The following is a 22,989-nucleotide window of genomic DNA, read 5'->3' on the forward strand; positions in this document are numbered from 1 at the left end:
CCTCAAAACATCTCGCCCACGACGCAGGCGGCGCGCGTCGAACGCGGTTCCGATACCAGTGGCGCCAATACAGGCGAATCCGTGGCATCCGGTGTCGCCCTCAGATCGCAAACAGGGCTTGCGCGGGTTTGTCGGCGCTGCCGAGCAGCCCGCCGATGGCGTATAGCGCGAAGGCAGCCGCGACAAGCCCGTCGACCCGGTCCATGACGCCGCCATGGCCGGGAATGAGGTTTCCGGAATCCTTCACGCCGTGCCGCCGCTTCACCCACGATTCGAAGAGGTCGCCGATCTGCGAGACGACCGACAGCAGGAAAGCCACGACCGCCAGCATCGGCAGGTTGCCGAGCCCGGCAAAGGCGGCAAGCGCCATGCCGGCAAGGACGCCGCCGAGCGCGCCGCCGAGCGCGCCGCTCTGCGTCTTGCCGGGCGAGATGGACGGGGCAAGCTTCGGCCCGCCCAGCGATCGGCCGACAAAATAGGCGCAGCTGTCGGTCGCCCACACCACCGCGAATAGGAACAGGATGGCCAAGAGGCCCGCCTGGTCGCCGTCGCGCAAAAAGGCCAGCGAAAGGCCGGAGAGCCCGGCATAGGCCAGGCCGGCAGACGCCCAGAATTCCTGCCCGCCGATCCGGCCACCGAGCAGCGAGGCGAGCGCCGACAGCACCAGCAGGACAAGGACGCTGGCCGCCGAATAGCCGAGCACAAGCGCCAGCAGCACGACGGCGAGCAACGCCGCGGCGACCCACTGGTGACGGGCGCTGCCCGGTTTGCGCGACATGGCGCACCACTCGTAGAACATCGCGCCGGCGATCGCCGCGCAAAGAATGCGGAAAGCCGCCCCGCCGAACCAGGTGACGGACAGCACGGCGACGATCAGGACTATGGAGGAAATGACGCGCAGCTGCAGATTGCTCATCCGCCGGGCCGGCCCCGCGTCGGTCACGATGCCACGCCTTGCGCGATACCCTGCGGCATGACGCCGCCGAAGCGGCGCTCGCGGGCGGTGTACTGGCGCAGCGCCTCGGCCAGATGCTCGCGCGTGAAGTCCGGCCAGTAGCACGGCAGGAAGACGAGTTCGCTATAGGCCGACTGCCAGGGCAGGAAGTTCGACATGCGCTGCTCGCCGCTGGTGCGGATGACGAGATCTGGATCCGGGATGCCCGCGGTATCGAGGAAGCGGGCGAACACCTCCGGCGTGACGGCCTCGCCGCGCAGTTCGCCGCGCACCGCGGCCTCGGCGATCCGGCGCGCCGCCCGCACGATCTCGTCGCGCCCGCCATAGTTAAAGGCGATGACGAGGTTCAGGGCGCTGTTTGCGGCGGTCAGCGTTTCCGCCTCTTCGAGGAGCGCGGCGATGTCGGGAGCCAAGCCCTCGCGCTCGCCGATGACCCTCACCTTGACGCCGCTTTGATGAAGTTCCGCGAGGTCGCGGCGGATGAATATCTTCAGGAGCCCCATCAGGTCGGAGACCTCGGATTTCGGCCGCGACCAGTTCTCCGACGAGAACGCATAGACGGTCAGCCAGGCGATGCCCATGTCGGCGGCGGCGCGGACCGTCTTGCGCAATGCCTCGACGCCTGCGCGGTGGCCAGCGACGCGCGGCAGGCTGCGCGCCTTCGCCCAGCGGCCGTTACCGTCCATGATGATCGCGACATGCTCGGGCGTCGTCATCTCTTCTCTTTCATCCCCGCCGCCGCGGCGAGGAGCTAGACCTGCATGATTTCGGCTTCCTTGCCGGAGAGCAGGCTGTCGACGGTCGAGATCGTGTCGTCGGTCAGCTTCTGCACCTGGTCCGACTGACGACGGTGATCGTCCTCGCTGATGTCGCCATCCTTTTCGGCCTTTTTCAGGAAGTCCATGCCGTCGCGGCGGACATGGCGGATCGCGACGCGGGCATTCTCGGCATAGCCATGTGCGATCTTGACCAGTTCCTTGCGGCGCTGCTCGTTCAGTTCGGGCAGCGGAATGCGCAGATTGTTGCCGTCAACGATTGGGTTGAAGCCGAGATTTGCCTCGCGGATGGCGCGGTCCACCGCGCCGACCATCGACTTGTCCCAGACCGAAACCGAAATCATGCGCGGCTCCGGGACCGTGATGGTGGCGACCTGATTGAGCGGCATGTCGGAACCGTAAGCCTTGACCTGAATGGCGTCGAGCAGATTGCTCGACGCACGGCCTGTCCTCAGCGAAGCGATGTCGTGCTTGAAGGCGTTGATCGCGCCCTCCATGCGCCGCTGGATGTCCTGGAAATCTCCGCTCTTCATGATCCGTCTCCTCGAACTCACCCGTTCGGGCTATTCATCTGCCATTCTCGAGCATCGCGCTCCAGAAATTCTAGTCGGCGACCACCGTGCAGCGGCCACCTCCCCTTAGAATCGCCCCGAAACCGCCCTGCTCGTGTATCGAATAGACGATTATCGGAATGTGGTTTTCACGCGCAAGCGCGATCGCGGCCGTGTCCATGATCGACAGGCCCTTGCCGATGACATCGGCATGGGTGATGTGCTCGTAGCGAACCGCGTTGGGATCCTTCTTCGGGTCGGCCGAGTACACTCCGTCGACCTGCGTGCCCTTGAACAAAGCATCGGCGCCGATCTCGGCTGCCCGGAGCGCCGCTGCCGAATCGGTGGTGAAGAAGGGATTGCCGGTGCCGCCGGCAAAGATCACGACCTTCCCCTGGTCCATGTAGGCGGTGGCCTGGCGCTGCGAAAAGCTCTCGCACAGTTCCGGCATGGCGATCGCCGACAGCACCACTGACTCGACGCCGAGCTTGACCAGCGACGTGCGCAGCGCCAGCGAGTTTATGACCGTGGCGAGCATGCCCATGTGATCGCCGGTCACGCGGTCGCCGCCCTTGGAGGCCACGGCGACGCCGCGGAATATGTTGCCGCCGCCGATGACGACGCCGACCTCGATGCCCATCGCCCTCGCCTCGGCGATGTCGGCGGCGATGCGGTCGACCACAGACACGTCGATGCCGAAATGCTGCTCGCCCATCAGCGCCTCGCCCGAGGCCTTGAGCAGGACTCGGCGGTATTTGGACCTTGCCGTCATGGGATCCTCGTCAATGTGGGCTGCAGCGTCGAGTTGCGCGCCGAACCGTCGGGAACACGGCCGGACAGCGCGGATTTGCGATACACGAAGGGCGCCGCAATGTCACGCGGCGCCCTGTCGGCAAACGTCATGAAGCGGTTGATGCTGCGTCACTTTCGACCCGACCCCACCGGTCAGTTTCGCTGCAGGACGATGTGGGTGCCGAGACCGACCAGCACCGCGCCGCCGGCGCGCTGCATCATGCGCCTGGCACGACCGGATTGACGCAAACGCTTCATCAGCGCGCCGGCCAGAAGAACGCAGACAATGTCGGCCGAGGAGAACATCAGATTGACGATCGTGCCCAGGATCACGAATTGCAGCCAGATCGGAAACGATGCGGAGGCGTCGATGAACTGCGGCAGGAACGCCACGAAAAAGATCGCCGTCTTCGGATTGAGCACCTCGACGGCGACGCTATCGAAAAAGGCGCGGCGGCCAGACTTCGGCCGAATGCCGGGAACGGTAGCTGAATTGTCGTCGCGGGCGCGCAGCAGCTTGACGCCGAGCCAGATAAGATAGGCCGCGCCGGCAAGCTTCACCGCCAGATAGAGCGCAGGTACCGCATGGAACAGCACGGAGAGTCCGGCCGCGGCGGCAAAGACGTGAACGTAGCAGCCGAGATGTATGCCGAGGGTAGCCATCAGGCCGGCAAACCGGCCACGCGCCATGGTCTGCGCGGCCGCGTAGAGCATGGCGGGACCCGGTATGTAGGCGAAAACGGCGGCCGTCGCGAAGAAGGCGATCAGCAATTCAGCGGATGGCATGGAGATTCTCCCGTTCTGTCGAACCGATACGGAAAGAGGGCCGCAACGCCATGCGCGCGGCCCTCTTCGTCAGAAAGAAGAAGTGCTTCCCGCGTTACTTTTTCGCCGTGGCTGCGACTTCCGCCGCGAAGTCGGTGACTTCCTTGTCGATGCCTTCGCCGAGAGCGAAGCGGAGATAGCCGGTGATTTTAGCCGGCGCGCCGATCTCCTTCTCGGCATCCTTCAAAGCCTTCTCGACAGTGACGTCGGGGTTGAGCACAAAGGCCTGCTTCAGGAGCACGACCTCCTCGTAGAACTTGCGCAGCCGGCCTTCCACCATCTTCTCGATGATGTTCTCGGGCTTGCCGGACTGGCGCGCCTGGTCGGAGAAGATCGCCTTCTCGCGCTCGACGGCCGCCGGGTCCAGCGCGTCGACGTCGAGGGAGAGCGGGTTGGTGGCGGCGACATGCATGGCGACCTGGCGCGCGAAGGCGCTGGCCTTGTGGGCATCGCCTGATGTCTCGATCGCGACCAGCACGCCGAGCTTGCCGAGCCCGTCGGCGACCGCGTTGTGCACATAGGTCGCGACGGCGCCATGCGGCACCGACAGCTTCGCCGAACGGCGGAAGCTCAAATTCTCGCCGATCGTGCCGACCGCGTCCTTGATGACCTCGGTGACCGTCTTGTCGGAGCCCGGATATTTTTCGTTGGCGACCTTCTCGGTTTCGCCGCCGAAGGCAAGCGCCACCTTGGCGACGTTGCGGACGAGTTCCTGGAACCCGGGGTTGCGGGCAACGAAGTCGGTCTCGGAGTTGACCTCCACGACGACGGCCTCGCGCAGGCCGGAATCGACGCCGATCAGACCTTCGGCGGCCGTGCGGCTCGACTTCTTGTCGGCCTTGGAGATGCCCTTCTTGCGCAGCCAGTCGACCGCTTCTTCCATGTTGCCGTTGGTCTCGGTCAGGGCCGCCTTGCAGTCCATCATGCCCGCGCCGGTCAGTTCGCGGAGTTCTTTGACCTGTGCTGCCGAAATGCTCATCGTTGCCTCTTTGTCTCGAAATGCGCCGGCGCGGCATCGCGTCCGATGCCGCGCCTCGTGCTTCGCGCGAAACCGCGCAAGGGGTATGCGGGTGGAAGAAGGCCGGCGAGCGGCCCTCGGATCAGGCTTCGGGTGCCTTCGCAGCCGGCTCTTCGGCCGCTTCGGCAGGAGCCTCGGAGAGCACCGGCTCTACCGGGGCTTCGGCCGAGGCGCCGATATCGACGCCGAGCGCGCCCTGCTGGCGGGCGATGCCGTCGATGGCTGCCTTGGCGATGAGGTCGCAGTAAAGCCCGATGGCGCGCGCCGCGTCGTCATTGCCGGGGATCGGGAAATCGATCTTGTCCGGATCGCAGTTGGAATCGATGATCGCGACGACCGGGATGCCCAGGCGTTTGGCCTCGAGGATGGCGATCGCCTCCTTGTTGGTGTCGACCACGAACATCAGGTCCGGCGTCGAGCCCATGTCCTTGATGCCGCCGAGCGCCTTGTCGAGCTTCTCGCGCTCGCGGTCGAGGTTGAGGCGCTCCTTCTTGGTGAAGCCCTGGCCACCTTCGCCTGCCAGAATCTCGTCGAGCTTGCGCAGGCGGGCGATCGAGTTCGAGATCGTCTTCCAGTTGGTCAGCATGCCGCCGAGCCAGCGGGAGTTGACGTAGTACTGCGCCGAGCGCTGCGCCGCGTCGGCGACGAGGTCGGACGCCTGGCGCTTGGTGCCGACGAAGAGCACGCGGCCGCCCTTGGCCACAGTGTCGGAAACCTGCTTCAGAGCCTGGTGCAGCAGCGGCACGGTCTGGCTGAGGTCGATGACGTGGATGTTGTTGCGGGCGCCGTAGATGTAGGGCGCCATCTTCGGGTTCCAGCGGTGGGTCTGGTGGCCGAAGTGAACACCAGCTTCCAATAGCTGGCGCATGCTGAAGTCTGGCAGAGCCATTCAAAAGTTCCTTTCCGGTTGGCCTCCACGGACAACGACGCTTCGGGAACAGCCCCTTGCGCCACCGGCGGTCGCCTCCGGATTTCTCCCGGTCGGAAACCAAAGTCCGTGTGTGGAATGTGCGCGCATATAGACGCTGCAGCGCAGCAATGCAAGCTGGGTGGCACTTTGAGTTTAGGGCTGCCAACCTCCCTTCGGACCTGGAGGGGTCATCTGGAAACACAACGAGCGCCCGCTCCCAGGATCGGACCACGTCTGCTGGCGCAGCCCGCCGGAACTATGGTCGACGCTGAATACGTAGCAGCCGTTCTCCAAGGAAAGCCGCGGCTCTGCTTCCGCGACCCCGCACGCCACCATGATTGGTGAGGCCGCTTCGGCCACTTGCCGATCAGTCTTCTGCTCCTCGAATACGTTCACCACGAAGCAGTCGGAACTGAAGTTGACGAGCCGGCCAAGCTCAACAGTCAAGCCCGTCGTCTGATCGCTTACCGACTGAACGGTAACATAGCTGGTACTCTCGACCGGGTTCGCCCAGACCGAAGCCAGTTGCGTTAGCAACATCATGTTGGACAACATGTTCAATGTCTTAGTGCCTCAGTTTGAAATCTGGGAGCCGTGTCGGATTGCCGCGTGCTCGTTGCAATGAGGACAATTTATCCAGCGCTCGAACCCGCCTTTTGGGTCAAAAGGCACATCGTGGACAACGAGGGTTCCATTGCCACAGAAAGGGCACGTCAATGATCGAGCAGGGTCGCTTGTCAGTTGCTGTGCAATAGCTACCCATTGCTTAGATTTTGGGGTCAAGGACGCCTTTATAGGGCCTGCGTGGAAGGGATTCGGGTAGGTTGTCAGCCGTCCACTAACGGCGAGCATCCCGTTGATGTCATCAAGCGCCTCCCGCATGCGCCCGCGCAACAACATCAGCGCATCCTCGACCGATCCCTCAAATTCATGCATCGCAATGGCTTCCGGCACCCGGATGATCGCGGTGCGCGGGCCGGCCGGACGCGGCACGTAACGGTTCAGCGTGTCGCGCATCGTGCCTTTGCAATAGTCGTTGCGGATGCGCTTGATGTGTTCGGCCAGTTCCTCCTGCGTCACCGTTTCGCCGTCGAAAGCGTAAGCCCCGAGCCGCAGGTTGAGCGCGAGCCGATCGATGGCGGATTTGATCTGAGGCGCGGCCGGATCGGATTTGGCCTCGCGCAACCTGCGGCGGGCAATCCGCAGCAGTTCCGACGGCTCGGACAGCGGTTTGTCGAGTGCAAGCAGCTCGGCGAGCTTCCTGCAAACGGCAGCCACCAGCAGGCGATGCCGTCCGGCGAACGTCTTGGCTGGCCCTTCTTCGATGCCGAGGTCCTCTTCGTCCCATTCGAGGAGCGTCTCGTAAAGCCGATAGGCCCGCTCCGGCAGAGATAGCCCCTCCCCGGGCTCGATCTTCAGCCGACCCTCGACATAGGCGCATTCGCTGAGAAGTTTGGGTTCGACGTCGCGCTCGAACACCAGCTTCCAGACGACAGGCGCGACGAAGGCCTGGAAGCCGGGATCGGCTGCCCGGCCGCGCTTCAGCGCCTCGTTCGCCATCTCGACGGCGCCGGGCATCAGCGGCGCGACGTAGTTGGAATGCCAGCCTACCGCGCCTTCGGCGTGAAGCAGAACCACGTTGCCCTTGAGCGCCCAGTCGATGGAATGTTCACGCGCCGGTTCGCTGTTTCCCGGGATCTGTGCGATCAGATTGTTCGCCAGCCAGAATTTCTGCGCGAGCTTGCCGAGCCCGTTGACGACGCCGTTGGTGGCCCAGAACGCCGCGCGCGGACAGAGGCGCGCGGAAATCTCCTTGTCGAGCATCCAGTCGGTGAAGAATTCCGGATGGTTGGGCGTGATGAAAGTCGCCTTGCCCTCACCGCAGACGGTCGCGAGCCGCGCCTGCTCGCCGGCCGGAAAATCTATGGTGCGGATATCGCAGACGCCGCGCAGGCCGGGAAACCCCCTGAGCATGAAGGCGCGGTTGACCGGCGTCATGGCGCGGATGAGCCACGCCTTCGGCCGGGGCGGGACGAAGACATCGAGAGCAGGGATCGGCCGGCTCAAGCGATCTCCCTTACCTTGGCCGGCGCCGGCGCTCGTCGAGGCCTCGCAACCTTGCCGTTCTTCACCTTCACGCGCCGGAAAACCGCGACGATCTCCTCGCGGCTGCAGGCGATGGCGCCTAGTCGCAGAGCGCGGGCCCGCTCAAGTCCAGTGAGGTCGTAGTGCGGCGCTGAGGTTTTGGGTGGTCCCTGATAGAGCAGGTGGTGGATGCCGATCGATGCCGCGAAACGATGAAGCTCCTCCACGTCGTCGGCCAGCATATGGCACCATTTGTGCCCGGCCCAGCGCCAGATCGGCTGATCAACATAGACCGCCACGCCGGCCTCGGCCTAGCGCAATGGAGGCGGAATCGCCTCCACAGCGCTCTTTCTTTGTTTGAGCATCGGATTCGTCCGAAAACCGCTGCGCACTTTTCGGTCCGATGCTCTACCGGTTGCAGGGCGTCTTGGCGTCGGGCTCGAAGACGGCGAGGTCGACCAGTTCGCCGTGGATCGCGAAGTCGCCATAGTCCATATCGAGGTCGCGGGTCAGTCCGTTCTCATGCAGCTTGAAGCTGATACGGTATTCAGGCGTGTCCTCGCCGCCTTCGCTGGTTTCGTCGAAATAGGCGATGTCGACCGGCCAGAATTTCTCGCCGCTCAGCGCGTTCAGCGCCTTCGCCTCCGGATCGCTGTTGCTGGTGTTCGCCAGCCTGCCGACGATGACGGTCGTGGTCATCGCCTTGTCGGCGTCCTCCGACCCGTCGAAGATGCTGGTCTCGTAGAAAGTCTCGCCGGTCTTGGCGCGGCTGATCAGATCGACCAGGTGCTGGGTGGGAAATTGCGTCGGCGCGAGTTCGAAGCTCTTGGTTTCGGGCTTGTCGATCTGGATCTTCACGCCGTCGGTCTCGCGGGTGGCGTTGCCGCGCAGTTCCTTGTCGAGGTTCTGGTCGGTGTAGGATTTCGTCACGAAGCTGAACGACTTGCCGTCGGCATCCTCGAAGGTCGTCGTCTGCTGGTCCGTGACCTGCGTAGCGTCGCGGGTGTCCGACTGCGTCACGTAGCGGAATCGCACCGTGTAGCCTTCGCAGGCCGAGCCCCTGATCTCATAGACCATGCGGCCCGAGATGCCGGTGATGCCGGACCGGTCCGATGCGTCGGAAAGCTTCAGGTCGTAGACGGCGCGGTGCTGAATGAGCGGCGCGGCTGCGGCGACGCCAGCGGCGGAAGCCAGAACCGGCGAGAAGAGGAAAACAACCAACGCAAGGTGCGATGCGCGCATATGGGACTCCAGCCAGCGCGGCGTCCGCCGCCGTCACGTGCCTCACCTTAAAAAAAAAGTCGTGGCGGAAGCGAGGCAAAAATAGCAGTTTCGACCGCAACGATGGTCCAAAGACAGACATAGGGAAAGACGATGGGCGAAACAATCGAAAAGCGGCTGGCCGATCTCGGCGTGGCCTTGCCGACCGCCGCGGCGCCCGCCGCGAACTACGTGCCCTTCGTCAGGAGCGGCAATCTGCTGTTCACCGCCGGTCAATTGCCGCTCAAGGACGGCAAGCTGCAGGTGGCAGGACTGCTCGGCCGCGATGTCGATACGGCGGCTGGCCGCGAAGGGGCAAAACTCTGCGCGATCAACATCCTGGCGCAGGCAAAGGCGGCGCTCGGCGACCTCGAGAGGATCGTCCGCGTGGTGAAGATCACGGCTTTCGTCGCCTCGGCGCCCGACTTCACCGAACAGCATCTCGTCGCCAACGGCGCATCGGACTTCCTGGTTGCCGCCCTCGGCGAGCGCGGCAAGCATGCGCGCTCAGCCGTCGGCATGGCATCGCTGCCTCTCAACGCCGCCGTCGAAGTCGATGCGATCATCGAAATCGCCTGATATGAAGAAGCTTTCCTGGCTAACCAAGCGGCCGATCGCGCATCGCGGCCTGCACGACCTCAACAAGAAGGTGTGGGAGAACACGCTCACCGCCTTTAGCCGCGCCGTCGACAGAAACTTCGCCATCGAATGCGACGTGCATCTGTCGTCGGACCGCGTGCCTGTTATCATTCACGACGGCGACCTCAAGCGGCTGACCCGGACCGACGGCTTCGTCTGGCAGCGCACGGCGGCGGAGATGCAGGCGCTAAAGGTCGGCCGCACGAAGGACCACATTCCTGCCCTCGCCGAATTGCTCGACCTCGTACGCGGCAAGGTGCCGCTCGTCATCGAGCTCAAGGGCATCGCCGGCCATGACGACGGCTTGGTCGAGGCGGTCGGCGCGCAGCTCAACAAATACAAGGGCAAGGTCGCGATCATGTCCTTCGACCACTGGCTGATCCGCGACTTCGGGAAATATATGCCCGACATCCCGGCCGGCCTCACCGCCTATGGCAAGGACAGCCACCTGATCGAAGCGCATTTCTCGATGCTGGCGCACGGCCTCGACTTCACCTCCTATGCGGCCGGCGACCTGCCGAACCCATTCGTCGGCTTCGTGCGCGACAAATTGAAGATGCCTGTCATAACCTGGACGATCCGCGACAGGCCGGCGGTCGACCTCACCTTCAGATATGCCGACCAGATGACCTTCGAGGGCTTCGACCCGGACAAGATGAAGGCGTGACGCTTGCTTATGCTGCAGGGCAGCATAGATTAGTGCCGCAATGGCGAGTGAACGGGAAAGCGTGACGGAGGCGGCCGACAGCGGCGGACTTTCCATACGCATGGCGTCGAGCATCGGCGCCTTCACCAGGGCCGAATGGGACCGGTTTTCCGGCGTCTCCCGCGACAATTGCGAAACGCCCTACAACCCGTTCATTTCCTTCGATTTTCTGAACATACTGGAAGAGTCCGGCTGCGCCGTGCGCAAGACCGGATGGCAGGGACACCATCTCCGGCTTGAAGACGCCGGCGGCGCTGTGCTCGGCGCGGTGCCGTGTTACGTGAAGTCGCACAGCCAGGGCGAATATGTCTTCGACCACGGCTGGGCCGACGCCCTCGAGCGCGCCGGCGGGCGCTACTACCCGAAGCTGCAGGCGGCGGTGCCGTTCACGCCGGCGTCCGGTCCTCGCCTGCTGGTTAACAGGAACGCCGACGCGGCGGCAGTTAAGACCGCGCTGGCGCAGGGCCTGAGGCAGGTCGCCGAGCGGGTCGGCGTGTCGTCGGCACATGTGACCTTCGCTCAAGCCGATGACATGGCCGCGCTCGAGGGCGCCGGCTTCCTCGCCCGCACCGACCAGCAGTTCCATTTCCTGAACGAAGGCTATTCGAGCTATGACGACTTCCTTGCCACGCTCGCGTCGCGCAAGCGCAAGGCGCTGAAGAAGGAGCGCCGCGAGGCGCTGTCTTCCGGCATCACGATCGACTGGCTGACCGGCGCCGACCTGACGGAGAATGTCTGGGACGACTTCTTCGCCTTCTACATGGACACGGGCGGCCGCAAATGGGGCCGGCCCTATCTCAACCGGAAATTCTTCTCGCTGGTTGGCGAGCGCATGGCTGACGACGTGCTGCTCGTGATGGCGAAGCGAAACGGACGCTATGTCGCGGGCGCCATCAACTTCATCGGCTCGGAAACGCTCTACGGCCGCAACTGGGGCTGCATCGAGGACCACCCCTTCCTGCATTTCGAGGTCTGCTACCATCAGGCGATCGACTTCGCGATCGAGAAGGGCCTGAAGGTCGTCGAGGCCGGCGCGCAGGGCGAGCATAAGCTTGCGCGCGGCTACCGCCCGGTGACCACACACTCGGCGCATTTCATCGCCCATGCCGGCCTGCGCTCGGCGATCGAAGACTATCTGCGACGCGAGCGCCGCGAGGTCGCGCGCATGAGCGAATATCTCGGTGAACACGCTCCGTTCCGCCGGGGCGAGCTCCAGCAGGCCGAACTTCGAATGCTCAGTGAACCACCGTCCTCGACCACAGATTGATGACGATGACGCCTGCCATGATCAGCCCCATGCCGGCCAGCGCCGGCAGGTCGAGCGCCTGGCGAAACCACACCCAGCCGATGACAGTGATGAAGATGATGCCGGCGCCGCACCAGATCGCGTAGACGATGCCGACCGGCATGGTTCTCAGCGGCAGCGACAGGAAATAGAAGGCGAGCCCGTAGCCTCCGATCGATACCAGCGAGGGCAGCAACCGCGTAAATCCCTCGGTCTGCTTCAGCGCGGTGGTGGCGATCACCTCGAATATGACGGCCACGATCAGGTAGACATAGTTGAAAAGCATCGAGCGCCCTGCCCCATTGAACCAGACGATTCGCCGGACCATTATGGCATCGGCAAAAGCATGAGAGACCACGATGGCCTACGACGACACCAACGTCTTCGCAAAAATCCTGCGCGGCGAACTGCCTTCGCAGAAGATCTACGAGGACGCCGACACCTTCGCCTTCATGGACATCATGCCGCGCGGCGACGGCCACTGCCTGGTGATCCCCAGGACGCCGTCGCGAAATATACTCGATGCCGATCCGGACAGCCTGGCGACGCTGATTGCCTCGGTGCAGAAAGTCTCGCGCGCCGTGATGAAGGCTTTTTCGGCCGATGGCGTGACGGTGCAGCAGTTCAACGAGCCAGCCGGCGGCCAGGTCGTGTTCCATTTGCATTTCCACATCATCCCTCGCTTCGACGGCGTAGCCCTCCGGCCCCATACCGGGCAGATGGAGAAGCCGGACGTCCTCGCGGCAAACGCCGAGAAGATCCGCGCCGCGCTGGCTCAGTAGCCGAGGTAGAAGCCGACGCCGAAAAGCACCTCGGCGACGACGATGCCGAGCAGGATCTTGCGGCCTATGAAGAAGTAAGTCGCGAAACCGGCGGCGGCGGCGAGCACCCTGAGGGCCAGCGATGATTCTTCCGCCGGGCCGGACGGGAAGCAGACGAGATTGCCGATCACCGCCGCCACCAGCGCGGTCGCAGTGGCGCGCACCAGCACCAGGATCTCGGCATCCTCGCGGATGCGGCCGCCGAGATAGACGCCGAGCGCCCGCCACGGATAGGTCATCGCCCAGCCGGCGATGAGGATGAACGCGTAGGGCCCCCACCAGACATCGTATCCCCCCAAGGTCATGCCGGGCGATCCTTCCAGAGGTGCGCGGCATAGGCGAGACCGCCGCCAATCAATCCGGCGCCGAGCAGATCGAAGCCCGGCACAACGAGATGCAGCAGCGGGCCGAGCACGAGGCCGAGCACCATCGCGACATGCGTCGCCTGCTCACGCGCCGAACCCCACAGCGATGTCAGGAAATACATCGGCGTCAGCAGGAAGAGTCCGGCAGCGACGATGGGCGGAAGCGCGGCGGCGACGGCAAAGACGATCGCGACGACAACCATGTTGGTAAGAATGAGGATCGCGCCCAGCCCGAGATAGTAGCTGGTCCTCAGCTCACGCGGCACGCCGCGGAGCGTCTCCATGGCGATCACCCACGACGTCACGGCGACGAAATGCGCCAGCAGATAGAGCGTCAGCCTGCTGGTCCGCATCCCGCGCAGTTCCGGAACCAGCGCCACCACCATCGGCGTCAGCCGTACCGAGGAGAGCGCCACGGCAAACGCGGCGGCCAGCAGCCCAGCGCCCGAGAGCACCGCGCCGAGCAACACCACCATGCCCGGCAGCGCCCATATCGCTGCAACCATGAAGACCGCCTGCGCCGCCGTCAGTCCGGCCTGCTGCGCAAGATCGGCGAAACCGACATGCGCGGTGCAAAGAATGAGACCCGGCACCGATACCACCTTCGCGGCGCCGCGCAGGACCCAGCGGCGGCGCTCGGCGAAACCAGGGCTTACGGGAAACGCTTCGTCAGGCATCATCGCCCGATAACATGGTGATCGGGGCGGAGCGAATGGAAAGGCGGACTGGCCCAGCGATTTTCAGCGTTGTCGATTTCGGTTAGACAGATCGGCGTTGGGGAATGCGGGCGCCGCCGGTTGCCATTGCCGCCCGTAGTCGCCATCTCTGTCTGCGAATGATCGTCAACGCGAGCGCTTGAAGCCATGGCCGTCGACAAGATGAAGCGCAAGCTGACGACCATCTTCTGCGCCGACGTCCAGAGCTACTCGACGCTGATGGCCAGCGACGAGGCCGAGACCCTGGCGCGGCTGCAGCGTTACCGCGCGATCATGGGCGATCTCTTCGAGCGCCATGAGGGCCGCAAGGTCAACACCTGGGGCGACGCCGTCATCGCCGAATTCGGCTCAGTGGTGGAGGCCGTGCGCTGCGCGGTCGAGATACAGGACGCGATCGGCGCCGAGACCCGCGACCTGCCCGAGAGGAAGCAGATGTGGTTTCGCATCGGCATCAACCTCGGCGATGTCATGCAGGACGGCAGCGACCTCTATGGCGACGGCGTCAACGTTGCAGCCAGGCTGGAATCGCTCGCCGATCCCGGCGGCATCATGGTGTCGGAAACGGTGTTCAACCTGACCAACAGGCATCTCGCTTTCGGCTACGATTTCGCCGGCGAGCAGAAGGTGAAGGGCCAGCACGAGCCGATATCGAGCTACCGGGTAAGGATGCCGGGGCAAAACGTCGAAGCTGTGCAGCAGACCGAGGCCGACGCAGGGAACGCGCCGTCGCAGCGCGCATCTGGGCGACCGGTATCGGCACTTGGGCAAGCCGCGCAGACCGACCGCCCCTCGGAGCGTCTCGCGGGGCGCGGAAATTTTCTCGACCGCCAGCTTGCCCGAATCCGCAAATTTCGCGCCTGGTATCGTCGTCAGCCGCTCAAGGTGCGCGTGCCGGTCGCTGCGATCGGCGCCTTCGCGGCGATCAACCTTCTGACGACCGGCCTGTCGGACATCTGGTTCGTCTACCCGTCGGCCCCGTTCGCCGTATATCTGCTGATCTATTTTCTAGCCCTGCAGAAATAGCCTGACCATCCGCGACTGCGGCCGGCTGCTTGTGCAACGCCACCCCGCCCATCACCAAAGCGATGCCGAGAATATCCCTGAGTGAGGGTATCTGAAACAGCACGATTGCGCCGACGCCGGTCGCCGTCGCCGGAAGCAGCGCCAGCATCAGCGCGAAAGTCGCGCGCGGCAGCCGCGACATCGCAAGCTGGTCGGATACATAGGGGATGACCGACGAGCACAGGCCGACGCCGACGCCGGCGAGGATCAGTTCGGGTGAGGACAGCGCGCCGAGGACTTCGGATATGCCAATTGGGAAGACCGCGACGAAGGCGACCGCCATGGCGGCGCCCAGCATTTCGACACCACGCCCGGCTCCCTCTTCGGCCGCCTTGTGGCCAAGCACGATGTAGACGCCGAAAAGCGCCGCGTTGAGGACCGAGAAACCGAGGCCCGCGAGGTCCGACGACCAGCTGAAACCGATCAGGACGATCACGCCCGCGGCCGCAAGGGCGAGCGCCAGAAAGTTGCGCCCGCTGCGCAGCCCGTAGAGTGCGATGAGGATCGTGCTGACGAACTCCATGGCGGCGACTAGGCTCATCGGCAGGCGGTCGAGCGCCAGGTAAAACGACAGATTCATGGCAGCGAGCGTAAGGCCGAGCGCGACGAGCAGCATGCGCGTGTGCCGGTTGGCGACCTTGATGGTGCGGAGCGGACGGGTGAACGGCGCGAAGATCAACGCGGCCGACGCGATGCGCATCCATGCGACGCCGAACACCCCGACCGCCGGAAAGAGCAGCACCGCGAAGGCGGGCCCGAGATAATGGAAGACCGCGCTTACAGCGAACCAGAGGGGCGGCGGCACCTTTGCAGCGGCGGTATCGAGCACTGGCATGTTTTCGCCCACGTCAAAGGCGCATTCTGCGAGGCAAAATTGCCATTTGATATGGACCGATGAAGGCGTACGATCCGCACAGCCACAGGAACAGAGCCAATTGCCATGAAGCGCCTTCGATATGAAGACGGGCCGCTTGACGCGGTCGACACACGCATCCTCAAGGCGCTGGCCGACGATGCGCGGACCAGCGTCGCCGACATAGCCAGGCTGGTGGGGCTCTCCGCCCCGAGCGTTTCCGAGCGTATCAGGCGGCTGGAGGAAAGCGGTGTCATCGAAGGCTATACTGTCAGGATTAACGCGCCGGAGATCGGCTTGCCGATCTCCGCCTGGCTGCGGGTGCGGCCCCTGCCCGGCGAACTCACGCGCGTCGCCGACATATTGCGCGACCTCTCCGAAATCGTCGAGTGCGACCGCGTGACCGGCGACGACTGCTTCATCGCCAAGGCGCATCTACGCTCGATGGAGCATCTAGAGCGCGTCATCGACCGCATCATCCCCTTGGCGATGACCAACACGTCGATCATCCAGTCCTCACCTGTCGGACGACGTCTGCCTGACTTCGGACTAGGAGGAGAAAAGAAGGCGCCAACAAAAAAGTCCCGGCGAACCGGGTGACGCTGGAGTTAGCGACCGAGCAGGATCGTTCCGGACGCGACGATCAGACAGGCGGCGATGCGCCGCAGCGTCGGAGGTTCTCCGAGGAACAGCCAGCCAATCAGGACGGCGAAGATGACGCTCGACTCCCTCAGTGCCGTGATCGGGCCCGCCGGCCCGAGGGAGAACGCCGCGACGACCAGGCCATAAGCGATCATCGCGACCAGACCGCCCGCGAGTGCCTGCCATGTGACCGCTGAGCGGAAATCGACGGTCAGCCTCCCGCGCATCATGATGTATGTTGCCGTCAGAAGGGTTCCGTAGAGCGCCAGCACCCAGGCGGTGTACGCGCCGCTCCGGCCGACCTCGCGCACGCCGATGGAATCGACCGTCGCATAGGCGGCGATGATCGTCCCCGTGGCGAGAGCGAACAGGATGGACGAGGTCGAGGCACGGCCCTTGCCAAGAGCCAGGCTCATGATTCCCATCGCGACGAGGATGACGCCGCCAATCTGATATGGCTCCAGTCGGTCGCCGGTGATGAGGAAGCCGCCAAGCGTTACGAGAAGCGGAACGGTTCCGCGAATGATCGGATAGACCTGTCCCAACTCGCCATGGCGATAGGCGGCGACGAGAAAGACGCTGTAACCGACCTGAAGCACGGCAGAGAGAACGATATACGGCCACGCACTCGCCGCCGGCAGCGGATAGGCGAGCAGGAATGGCAGCGCGATGACAGTGCTGGAGAAGCTCATGACGGTAACCGTCCAGAGCCGATCGCCGCCGTTGCGCAGGAACGCGTTCCAAGCCGCATGCAGGATCGCGGCGGCAAGTGCAAGGCCGATGACGGCGGCGCTCACTGCGACGCCTCCGCTGCCAGAATGCCTGCCGCAGTTCTCCGCGCGCTGGCGATGGCGGCCTTGCCTTGCCTTATCTTGGCGAGCACGGTCGCTCCCTCGATCAGCATGAACAGGATTGTCGCGACCTGCTCGGCTCGACTGTCCGGCATGGACTGCTTCAGGATACTCCGCATCCGCTGCTGAATATCTCGCTTCTGTCGCGTGGCGGCCTGGAACACGGCATGATGCTGCTCCCCGAACTCCGCCAGCGCGTGCTGGAAGAGGCAGCCATGAAAATCCGGGCTGTCGAACCAGCGTTCATGCCAGTCGAAGATCGCCGCGATCTTCTCCTGTGGCGTCGACGCCGCTTCCGCCAGCCTGTCGAGCTGATGGCTGAAGCGTTGCGCCCGCCAGTTGAGAACCTCAACGATCAGTTCGTCCTTGCTCGGGAAATGCCGGTACATGGTCATCTTGGCCACGTCCGCTTCGGCGATGATCTTGTCTATGCCGGTTGCGTGGAAGCCGTCGCGCTTGAAGAGGCCGTAGGCGGTCGCGACGATATGCCGGCGTTTCGCGGCTGCAATTGCGCTTCGGGCCATGATAGGAATCCAGAGTGATACAGACCTGTCTCACTCATAGCTATTGCACCCGCATTCGTCAATCGGCCTTCTTGCCCGCAGGTAGACACGGCACCGCAACCCACTTGCGAACCGTCGCAGCGTCAATGCAATGAGCGGCACCAGCGCGTGCGTAACGTTCATCCCCGCTCAAGCAGCGCGCGACAATCAAGCGCTTCACGCTCTCGCTGTGTTTGGACATGCAAAACCCCCGAAGGTTGTGTCCAACTTTCGGGGGTCAGGTCAGGACCGGACTTTTTTGATCTCTGCGTCCGGCTATGTCAGCTCTTGCGCGGGAGTTGCGGCACTAAGCTGCGCTTGGCAGTGTCCAGCGTCTTTGGAGCAGGCTTGGCCTTCGCTGTGGCAGGCTTCTTGGCCTTCTTCACCACGACCTTCGCCTCTTCCTCGGAAGGATCTTCCTTCTTCGGCTTCACGCGCGTCTCGTCGGCGATCGAATCGAGCCTCAGGGCGGTCTTGCCGTCTTCGTTCGTTTCGACGGTGACGCGCACCGTGCCGCCCTTCTTCAGCTTGCCGAACAGAACCTCGTCGGCCAGCGGCTTCTTGATGTGCTCCTGGATGACACGTCCGAGCGGACGCGCACCCATGCGCTCGTCATAACCCTTGTCGGCCAGCCAGGAGATCGCCTCCGGCGACAGGTCGAAGGTGACGCCGCGTTCGGAGAGCTGCGCCTCGAGCTGCATGACGAACTTCTGCACGACCTGATGCACAACCGGCACCGGCAGGGAGCCGAACGGGATGATCGCGTCGAGCCGGTTGCGGAACTCCGGCGTAAACAGCCGGTTGATCGCCTCGACATCGTCGCCTTCGCGCTTGGTCGAGCCGAAGCCGATCGCCGCGCGCTGCGCATCGGATGCGCCCGCATTGGTCGTCATGATCAGGATCACGTTGCGGAAGTCGATCTGCTTGCCGTTGTGGTCCGTCAGCTTGCCGTGGTCCATGACCTGCAACAGGATGTTGAACAGGTCCGGATGCGCCTTCTCGACCTCGTCGAGCAGCAGCACGCAATGCGGATGCTGGTCGACGCCGTCGGTCAGAAGACCACCCTGGTCGAAGCCGACATAGCCGGGAGGCGCGCCGATCAGCCGTGAGACCGTGTGGCGCTCCATATACTCCGACATGTCGAACCGGATGAGCTCGACACCAAGCGACGCAGCGAGCTGCTTTGCCACTTCGGTCTTGCCGACGCCCGTCGGACCCGAGAACAGGTAGCAGCCGATCGGCTTTTCCGGTTCGCGCAGACCTGCACGCGCGAGCTTGATTGCCGAGGTCAGCGCGGTGATCGCGGTGTCCTGGCCGTAGACCACGCGCTGCAGCTCGATCTCGAGGCCCGCCAGCACCTTCTCATCGTCGGCCGACACGGTCTTGGGCGGTATGCGGGCCATCGTGGCGACGGTCGCCTCGATCTCCTTGATACCGATCGTCTTCTTGCGCTTGCCTTCCGGCAGCAGCATCTGCGAAGCGCCCGTCTCGTCGATCACATCGATCGCCTTGTCGGGCAGCTTTCTGTCGTTGATGTAGCGCGCCGAAAGCTCCACCGCCGCCTTGATGGCCTCGTTGGTGTACTTCACCTTGTGGAATTCCTCATAATAGGGCTTGAGGCCCTTCATGATGGCAATGGCGTCGTCGACCGACGGCTCGTTGACGTCGATCTTCTGGAAGCGCCGTACCAGCGCGCGGTCCTTCTCGAAGAACTGCCGGAACTCCTTGTAGGTTGTCGAGCCGATGCAGCGGATCGCGCCTGAGGACAGCGCGGGCTTCAACAGGTTCGATGCGTCCATCGCGCCGCCCGACGTTGCGCCTGCGCCGATGACGGTATGGATCTCGTCGATGAAGAGAACCGCGCCCGGATACTCCTCGAGTTCCTTGACCACCTGCTTCAGCCGCTCTTCGAAGTCGCCGCGATAGCGGGTGCCGGCAAGCAGCGTGCCCATGTCGAGCGCAAAGATCGTGGCATCCTGCAGCACTTCGGGGACGTCGCCTTCGACGATGCGCTTGGCCAGTCCTTCGGCGATGGCCGTCTTGCCGACGCCGGGGTCGCCGACATAGAGCGGGTTGTTCTTCGAGCGGCGGCAGAGCACCTGTATGGTGCGGTTGATCTCGGACTCGCGCCCGATCAGCGGGTCGATCTTGCCCGCCCGCGCCTTCTTGTTGAGGTCGACGCAATAGGCCGTCAGCGCGTCCTGCTGCTTCTTCTTGCCGTCCTCGCCCTGCTCGCTGTTGCCGGTGCGCTGCTCCTCCTCGGCGCCGCGTGGCGAGCGCGGTTCGCTGGCGCCCGGACGCTTGGCAATGCCGTGCGAGATGTAGTTGACCGCGTCGTAGCGGGTCATCTGCTGTTCCTGCAGGAAATAGGCGGCGTGGCTCTCGCGCTCGGCGAAGATCGCAACGAGCACGTTGGCACCGGAAACTTCCTCGCGGCCGGACGACTGGACGTGGATCACGGCGCGCTGGATGACGCGCTGGAAGCCGGCGGTCGGCTTGGAGTCCTCGTCGTAGCCGGTGACGAGGTTGTCGAGCTCGGTGTCGATATAGGTGATGACGGTGTGCTTCAGCTCGTCGAGATCGACGTTGCAGGCGCGCATCACCGCCGCGGCTTCCGCGTCGTCGATCAGCGCAAGCAGCAGGTGTTCGAGCGTCGCGTATTCGTGGTGCCGTTCGTTGGCGAACGTCAGCGCCTGGTGCAGCGCCTTTTCCAGGCCTTGGGAGAAAGCCGGCATGTTACCTCACTTCTTCTCCATCACGCATTGCAGCGGATGCTGATTCTGTCGGGCGAAATCCATGACCTGGGACACTTTGGTCTCGGCCACCTCGAATGTATAGACCCCGCATTCGCCCACTCCGTGATTGTGAACATGGAGCATGATGCGGGTCGCTGCCTCGCGGTCCTTCTGGAAGAAACGCTCCAGCACGTGGACCACGAACTCCATCGGCGTGTAATCGTCGTTCAGGATCAAGACCCTGTAGAGGCTGGGCTTCTTTGTCTTCGGCTTGGTCCGCGTGATCACCGCGGTGCCGCGGCCGGGACCCCCGCCTCGGTCATCGCCGCGACCGTCATCGCCATCCTGCATGCGGATCATGCTTTTTGCTATGGCCGCCCCGCCAATGTTCACCCGATCCGTCCTCATTTCCAATGCTACACCCGACAGCGCTATGTAGTGCTTCGGGTGTTGATTTTAAGCCCTTCTTTCTTGCTGACAATATGGCTGGCTGCCGCGCATCGCAGGATTCCCTCAATCGTGAACGTTCGTCCGACGAAATCGGGACGAGCGATCGCGTCCGTCCGCAATGTATGCGGTGCGGACGTGCGGATCGCGGCGGCTGGCGAGAACTATTTCGCCTTGGCGACGACTGATTCGAACGGCTTGTAGGCGTCCTTCGCCATATCTGCGTATAGCGCGCCCAGCCTGGTGGCTTCGGCGACAAAGCCCTCGTAGGCTTGCTTGGCATATGCCGTCTGGATCTCGACCACCTTCTCGATCGACTTCGCCGACAGCAGCTTGTCGACTGCCTCCGCGCCGGTCTCGAAAACCTTCTTTGCGTAGTTCGATGCTTCGCCGGACATGGCCTGCGCATCGCGCGTCACCGCGTTGAAGCTTTCCAGGCCGGAGTCGAGAAATTCCTTGCCGTATTTTCCGGCGTCTTCGAACGTCTGCGTCATCTGCATTCCTTTCGGCACCGCCGCGCCCTTTCGTCAAAAGTATGTTGCGGCGCACAACAAGTCAAACCGCAGTGCGCAAATCGGACCGGTCTACGCAACCGGCCGAACCACGGCAATTTCAGAAAATCCGTCTCAAAGCCGGATAAAATCATGAACGGTCCGGTTACCATAAACGGATTGGTAACGCTGACGCCCCTACTGTCGGCGAAAGCGAGGCGGGGCCTTTGCCGCCTCTTCGTGCAACTTGCGACTTCAAAGGGTGTAACCGTGCGTCAAGTGTTGGCTGGCATAGCTCACCGGACATTGCTCTCCTGCAGATCCACCCTAGTCCTGCTGCTTGCGCTGGCCGTCAGCGGCGCGGCGGTCGCGCCGTCTCACGCCAGCGCGAAGTATGCGGCCATCGTCGTCGACGCAAACACCGGCAAGACGTTGTTCTCGTCGAGCGCCGACGCCCCGCGCTATCCGGCGTCGCTGACCAAGATGATGACGCTCTATCTGACGTTCGAGGCGCTGGCCAGCGGCGAGCTCAAGCCCTCGACGAAGATTAGCTTCTCCAAGAATGCCGCCGCCGAGCCGCCGACCAAGCTCGGCGTGAAGGCCGGCGGCTCTATCACCGTGGAGACGGCGATCTATTCGCTCGTCACGAAATCGGCCAACGACGCGGCGACCGCGCTTGCCGAAAAGCTGGGGGGCTCGGAAGATGGTTTCGCCCGCCAGATGACGGCAAAGGCCCGCCAGCTCGGCATGACCGGCACGATCTTCCGCAACGCCCATGGCCTGCCAAACCCCGCGCAACGTTCGACGGCGCGCGACATGGCGACGCTCGGTATCGCGCTGCGCGAACATTTCCCGCAGTATTATTCCTACTTCTCGACCCGCTCCTTCAAATACGGCAAGCAGCGCCTCGCCAACCACAACCGGCTGCTCGGCCGCGTCAAGGGCGTCGACGGCATCAAGACAGGCTACACCCGCGCGTCGGGCTTCAACCTCGTCTCGTCGGTTTCGGACGGCAACCGGCGCATCGTCGCCGTCGTCATGGGCGGCCAGACTGCGAAGTCTCGCGACGCCCACATGGCCGAACTCATCCGCACCTGGATGCCGAAGGCTTCGGCAAAGCGAGGCGGCGGCGATGTCGTTGCAAAGGCGAGCAAGGAATCGGGCAATTCGCCGATCCGCGCACTGGCCGCGCTGCTGCCCGGCAAGAACGCTCCGAAGCCGCCGGCGCGCGCCGAAGAGGAAGTCGTTGCCGAGGCCGATGAACCCGCGACCACCGAGATGACCGAGCAAGGCGACGCCGAACCGGAGGCCGTCGAGCAAGCCTATGCCGAACCGATCCCGGCCCGCATGGCGGATATCGATCCGATCAACACCGCGTCGGTGCCGGCGTCCGGCTGGTCTATCCAGGTCGCCTCGTCGCCGAGCGAGGTCGAGGCGCGCGCCTTCCTGACCAAGACCACCAGGCAGGCAGGCGGGGTGCTTGCCGACGCATCCGGATACACCGTCACCTTCAGCAAGGGCGGCGTGACCTACTACCGTGCGCGTTTTGGCGGCTTCGAGACGAAGAACGACGCCTGGAACGCCTGCAAGTCGCTGAAGAAGAAAAAGATCGAGTGCTACGCCGTCCAGTAGCGTCGGCCTGTCTTGTCGAGGGACTCCGGA

Annotated in this window: 26 protein-coding genes and 1 pseudogene; 7 read left to right on the forward strand and 20 right to left on the reverse strand. The window is 63.8% G+C overall.

What is annotated here, in order from left to right; genetic code table 11:
* Positions 1–100 precede the first annotated feature (100 nt).
* The 11 genes and pseudogenes from ABLE71_RS12775 to ABLE71_RS12825 all read right to left on the reverse strand — a co-directional run bounded on the left by ABLE71_RS12775 (position 101) and on the right by ABLE71_RS12825 (position 9,154).
* The gene (locus ABLE71_RS12775; RefSeq protein WP_348783830.1) at positions 101–916 is read right to left on the reverse strand and encodes a phosphatidate cytidylyltransferase; all 816 of its coding nucleotides are present in this window, start codon (positions 914–916) and stop codon (positions 101–103) included.
* A 23-nt stretch (positions 917–939) separates the two neighbouring features.
* Positions 940–1,677 (reverse strand): annotated as a pseudogene (locus tag ABLE71_RS12780) (isoprenyl transferase); the annotation flags it as partial.
* 29 nt (positions 1,678–1,706) lie between these two features.
* Complete coding sequence (frr, locus tag ABLE71_RS12785; RefSeq protein ID WP_348783831.1) at positions 1,707–2,264, reverse strand: ribosome recycling factor; 558 nt, start codon at positions 2,262–2,264, stop codon at positions 1,707–1,709.
* Between the two features lie 70 nt (positions 2,265–2,334).
* Positions 2,335–3,054 carry a UMP kinase gene (pyrH, locus tag ABLE71_RS12790; RefSeq protein WP_348783832.1) on the reverse strand — a complete coding sequence of 240 codons (720 nt, stop codon included), beginning with the start codon at positions 3,052–3,054 and terminating at the stop codon, positions 2,335–2,337.
* Between the two features lie 173 nt (positions 3,055–3,227).
* Positions 3,228–3,860 (reverse strand): LysE family translocator, encoded by a 633-nt coding sequence (locus tag ABLE71_RS12795; RefSeq protein ID WP_348783833.1) that lies wholly within the window; start codon positions 3,858–3,860, stop codon positions 3,228–3,230.
* Positions 3,861–3,954: 94 nt separating this feature from the next.
* Positions 3,955–4,878 (reverse strand): translation elongation factor Ts, encoded by a 924-nt coding sequence (tsf, locus tag ABLE71_RS12800; protein ID WP_348783834.1) that lies wholly within the window; start codon positions 4,876–4,878, stop codon positions 3,955–3,957.
* 121 nt (positions 4,879–4,999) lie between these two features.
* Positions 5,000–5,806 carry a 30S ribosomal protein S2 gene (rpsB, locus tag ABLE71_RS12805; RefSeq protein ID WP_348783835.1) on the reverse strand — a complete coding sequence of 269 codons (807 nt, stop codon included), beginning with the start codon at positions 5,804–5,806 and terminating at the stop codon, positions 5,000–5,002.
* A 174-nt stretch (positions 5,807–5,980) separates the two neighbouring features.
* Positions 5,981–6,382, reverse strand: coding sequence for a hypothetical protein (locus ABLE71_RS12810; RefSeq protein WP_348783836.1), 402 nt, complete (start codon positions 6,380–6,382; stop codon positions 5,981–5,983).
* A gap of 18 nt (positions 6,383–6,400) precedes the next feature.
* A complete protein-coding gene (locus ABLE71_RS12815; protein ID WP_348783837.1) occupies positions 6,401–7,651 on the reverse strand; it encodes a hypothetical protein in 1,251 nt (416 codons plus the stop codon).
* A 239-nt stretch (positions 7,652–7,890) separates the two neighbouring features.
* Positions 7,891–8,211 (reverse strand): DUF4031 domain-containing protein, encoded by a 321-nt coding sequence (locus ABLE71_RS12820; protein WP_348783838.1) that lies wholly within the window; start codon positions 8,209–8,211, stop codon positions 7,891–7,893.
* A gap of 109 nt (positions 8,212–8,320) precedes the next feature.
* Positions 8,321–9,154, reverse strand: a complete 834-nt coding sequence (locus ABLE71_RS12825) for a cell envelope integrity EipB family protein (RefSeq protein WP_348783839.1) — start codon at positions 9,152–9,154, stop codon at positions 8,321–8,323.
* Positions 9,155–9,286: 132 nt separating this feature from the next.
* Here ABLE71_RS12825 and ABLE71_RS12830 point away from each other — a divergent pair, with 132 nt between their 5' ends.
* From ABLE71_RS12830 to ABLE71_RS12840, 3 genes are read left to right on the forward strand one after another with little or no spacing between them, the layout of a single operon-like run.
* A complete protein-coding gene (locus ABLE71_RS12830; protein ID WP_348783840.1) occupies positions 9,287–9,751 on the forward strand; it encodes a RidA family protein in 465 nt (154 codons plus the stop codon).
* Between the two features lies 1 nt (position 9,752).
* Positions 9,753–10,478 carry a glycerophosphodiester phosphodiesterase gene (locus tag ABLE71_RS12835; RefSeq protein ID WP_348783841.1) on the forward strand — a complete coding sequence of 242 codons (726 nt, stop codon included), beginning with the start codon at positions 9,753–9,755 and terminating at the stop codon, positions 10,476–10,478.
* 40 nt (positions 10,479–10,518) lie between these two features.
* Entirely contained in the window at positions 10,519–11,784 is a 1,266-nt protein-coding gene (locus tag ABLE71_RS12840; RefSeq protein WP_348783842.1) for a GNAT family N-acetyltransferase, read from the forward strand.
* Here ABLE71_RS12840 and ABLE71_RS12845 read toward each other — a convergent pair.
* A complete protein-coding gene (locus tag ABLE71_RS12845) occupies positions 11,753–12,088 on the reverse strand; it encodes a multidrug efflux SMR transporter (RefSeq protein ID WP_348783843.1) in 336 nt (111 codons plus the stop codon). The two genes, ABLE71_RS12840 and ABLE71_RS12845, sit on opposite strands and share 32 nt — an antisense overlap.
* 73 nt (positions 12,089–12,161) lie before the next feature.
* On the opposite strand from ABLE71_RS12845, the gene ABLE71_RS12850 reads away from it, so the two are divergent.
* Complete coding sequence (locus tag ABLE71_RS12850) at positions 12,162–12,584, forward strand: HIT family protein (protein WP_348783844.1); 423 nt, start codon at positions 12,162–12,164, stop codon at positions 12,582–12,584.
* Here ABLE71_RS12850 and ABLE71_RS12855 read toward each other — a convergent pair.
* Together ABLE71_RS12855 and ABLE71_RS12860 are read right to left on the reverse strand one after the other, a co-directional pair.
* Positions 12,578–12,928 carry an AzlD domain-containing protein gene (locus ABLE71_RS12855; protein WP_348783845.1) on the reverse strand — a complete coding sequence of 117 codons (351 nt, stop codon included), beginning with the start codon at positions 12,926–12,928 and terminating at the stop codon, positions 12,578–12,580. The genes ABLE71_RS12850 and ABLE71_RS12855 overlap by 7 nt on opposite strands.
* Entirely contained in the window at positions 12,925–13,665 is a 741-nt protein-coding gene (locus ABLE71_RS12860; protein ID WP_348783846.1) for an AzlC family ABC transporter permease, read from the reverse strand. The genes ABLE71_RS12855 and ABLE71_RS12860 overlap by 4 nt, the downstream gene beginning before the upstream one ends.
* 186 nt (positions 13,666–13,851) lie before the next feature.
* Here ABLE71_RS12860 and ABLE71_RS12865 point away from each other — a divergent pair, with 186 nt between their 5' ends.
* Positions 13,852–14,727, forward strand: coding sequence for an adenylate/guanylate cyclase domain-containing protein (locus ABLE71_RS12865; protein ID WP_348783847.1), 876 nt, complete (start codon positions 13,852–13,854; stop codon positions 14,725–14,727).
* On the opposite strand, the gene ABLE71_RS12870 is transcribed toward ABLE71_RS12865, so the two are convergent.
* Complete coding sequence (locus tag ABLE71_RS12870; RefSeq protein WP_348783848.1) at positions 14,627–15,601, reverse strand: EamA family transporter; 975 nt, start codon at positions 15,599–15,601, stop codon at positions 14,627–14,629. The genes ABLE71_RS12865 and ABLE71_RS12870 overlap by 101 nt on opposite strands.
* A gap of 105 nt (positions 15,602–15,706) precedes the next feature.
* On the opposite strand from ABLE71_RS12870, the gene ABLE71_RS12875 reads away from it, so the two are divergent.
* On the forward strand, positions 15,707–16,219 hold the full coding sequence (locus ABLE71_RS12875; protein ID WP_348783849.1) for an Lrp/AsnC family transcriptional regulator: 513 nt from the start codon (positions 15,707–15,709) through the stop codon (positions 16,217–16,219).
* An 8-nt stretch (positions 16,220–16,227) separates the two neighbouring features.
* On the opposite strand, the gene ABLE71_RS12880 is transcribed toward ABLE71_RS12875, so the two are convergent.
* From ABLE71_RS12880 to ABLE71_RS12900, 5 genes are all read right to left on the reverse strand, one after another.
* Positions 16,228–17,058: a DMT family transporter gene (locus tag ABLE71_RS12880; RefSeq protein ID WP_348783850.1), complete on the reverse strand. Its 831-nt coding sequence runs from the start codon at positions 17,056–17,058 to the stop codon at positions 16,228–16,230.
* A complete protein-coding gene (locus tag ABLE71_RS12885) occupies positions 17,055–17,636 on the reverse strand; it encodes a TetR/AcrR family transcriptional regulator (protein ID WP_348783851.1) in 582 nt (193 codons plus the stop codon). The genes ABLE71_RS12880 and ABLE71_RS12885 overlap by 4 nt, the downstream gene beginning before the upstream one ends.
* A gap of 299 nt (positions 17,637–17,935) precedes the next feature.
* Entirely contained in the window at positions 17,936–20,389 is a 2,454-nt protein-coding gene (clpA, locus tag ABLE71_RS12890) for an ATP-dependent Clp protease ATP-binding subunit ClpA (RefSeq protein ID WP_348783852.1), read from the reverse strand.
* Positions 20,390–20,395: 6 nt separating this feature from the next.
* Positions 20,396–20,740, reverse strand: a complete 345-nt coding sequence (gene clpS, locus ABLE71_RS12895) for an ATP-dependent Clp protease adapter ClpS (protein WP_348784466.1) — start codon at positions 20,738–20,740, stop codon at positions 20,396–20,398.
* A gap of 260 nt (positions 20,741–21,000) precedes the next feature.
* Positions 21,001–21,330: a phasin family protein gene (locus ABLE71_RS12900; RefSeq protein WP_348783853.1), complete on the reverse strand. Its 330-nt coding sequence runs from the start codon at positions 21,328–21,330 to the stop codon at positions 21,001–21,003.
* Positions 21,331–21,597: 267 nt separating this feature from the next.
* Between ABLE71_RS12900 and ABLE71_RS12905 the strand changes: the two genes are divergently transcribed.
* Positions 21,598–22,959, forward strand: a complete 1,362-nt coding sequence (locus ABLE71_RS12905) for a D-alanyl-D-alanine carboxypeptidase (RefSeq protein WP_348784467.1) — start codon at positions 21,598–21,600, stop codon at positions 22,957–22,959.
* Positions 22,960–22,989: the final 30 nt, after the last annotated feature.

This window comes from Mesorhizobium sp. KR9-304, assembly GCF_040049215.1.
In the GTDB taxonomy this organism is placed as follows: domain Bacteria; phylum Pseudomonadota; class Alphaproteobacteria; order Rhizobiales; family Rhizobiaceae; genus Mesorhizobium_K.

Bases quoted from the DNA above. Each gene is read 5' to 3' on its own strand.
- ABLE71_RS12855 (WP_348783845.1), bottom strand. From the start codon at position 12,928: ATGACCTTGGGGGGATACGATGTCTGGTGGGGGCCCTACGCGTTCATC.
- ABLE71_RS12815 (WP_348783837.1), bottom strand. From the start codon at position 7,651: ATGCTCGACAAGGAGATTTCCGCGCGCCTCTGTCCGCGCGCGGCGTTC.
- ABLE71_RS12835 (WP_348783841.1), top strand. From the start codon at position 9,753: ATGAAGAAGCTTTCCTGGCTAACCAAGCGGCCGATCGCGCATCGCGGC.
- clpA (WP_348783852.1), bottom strand. From the start codon at position 20,389: ATGCCGGCTTTCTCCCAAGGCCTGGAAAAGGCGCTGCACCAGGCGCTG.
- pyrH (WP_348783832.1), bottom strand. From the start codon at position 3,054: ATGACGGCAAGGTCCAAATACCGCCGAGTCCTGCTCAAGGCCTCGGGC.
- ABLE71_RS12825 (WP_348783839.1), bottom strand. From the start codon at position 9,154: ATGCGCGCATCGCACCTTGCGTTGGTTGTTTTCCTCTTCTCGCCGGTT.
- clpS (WP_348784466.1), bottom strand. From the start codon at position 20,740: ATGCAGGATGGCGATGACGGTCGCGGCGATGACCGAGGCGGGGGTCCC.
- ABLE71_RS12840 (WP_348783842.1), top strand. From the start codon at position 10,519: ATGGCGAGTGAACGGGAAAGCGTGACGGAGGCGGCCGACAGCGGCGGA.
- ABLE71_RS12860 (WP_348783846.1), bottom strand. From the start codon at position 13,665: ATGCCTGACGAAGCGTTTCCCGTAAGCCCTGGTTTCGCCGAGCGCCGC.
- rpsB (WP_348783835.1), bottom strand. From the start codon at position 5,806: ATGGCTCTGCCAGACTTCAGCATGCGCCAGCTATTGGAAGCTGGTGTT.
- ABLE71_RS12875 (WP_348783849.1), top strand. From the start codon at position 15,707: ATGAAGCGCCTTCGATATGAAGACGGGCCGCTTGACGCGGTCGACACA.
- tsf (WP_348783834.1), bottom strand. From the start codon at position 4,878: ATGAGCATTTCGGCAGCACAGGTCAAAGAACTCCGCGAACTGACCGGC.
- ABLE71_RS12775 (WP_348783830.1), bottom strand. From the start codon at position 916: ATGAGCAATCTGCAGCTGCGCGTCATTTCCTCCATAGTCCTGATCGTC.
- ABLE71_RS12865 (WP_348783847.1), top strand. From the start codon at position 13,852: ATGGCCGTCGACAAGATGAAGCGCAAGCTGACGACCATCTTCTGCGCC.
- ABLE71_RS12870 (WP_348783848.1), bottom strand. From the start codon at position 15,601: ATGCCAGTGCTCGATACCGCCGCTGCAAAGGTGCCGCCGCCCCTCTGG.
- ABLE71_RS12830 (WP_348783840.1), top strand. From the start codon at position 9,287: ATGGGCGAAACAATCGAAAAGCGGCTGGCCGATCTCGGCGTGGCCTTG.
- ABLE71_RS12845 (WP_348783843.1), bottom strand. From the start codon at position 12,088: ATGCTTTTCAACTATGTCTACCTGATCGTGGCCGTCATATTCGAGGTG.
- ABLE71_RS12850 (WP_348783844.1), top strand. From the start codon at position 12,162: ATGGCCTACGACGACACCAACGTCTTCGCAAAAATCCTGCGCGGCGAA.
- ABLE71_RS12795 (WP_348783833.1), bottom strand. From the start codon at position 3,860: ATGCCATCCGCTGAATTGCTGATCGCCTTCTTCGCGACGGCCGCCGTT.
- ABLE71_RS12900 (WP_348783853.1), bottom strand. From the start codon at position 21,330: ATGACGCAGACGTTCGAAGACGCCGGAAAATACGGCAAGGAATTTCTC.
- ABLE71_RS12885 (WP_348783851.1), bottom strand. From the start codon at position 17,636: ATGGCCCGAAGCGCAATTGCAGCCGCGAAACGCCGGCATATCGTCGCG.
- ABLE71_RS12810 (WP_348783836.1), bottom strand. From the start codon at position 6,382: ATGTTGTCCAACATGATGTTGCTAACGCAACTGGCTTCGGTCTGGGCG.
- frr (WP_348783831.1), bottom strand. From the start codon at position 2,264: ATGAAGAGCGGAGATTTCCAGGACATCCAGCGGCGCATGGAGGGCGCG.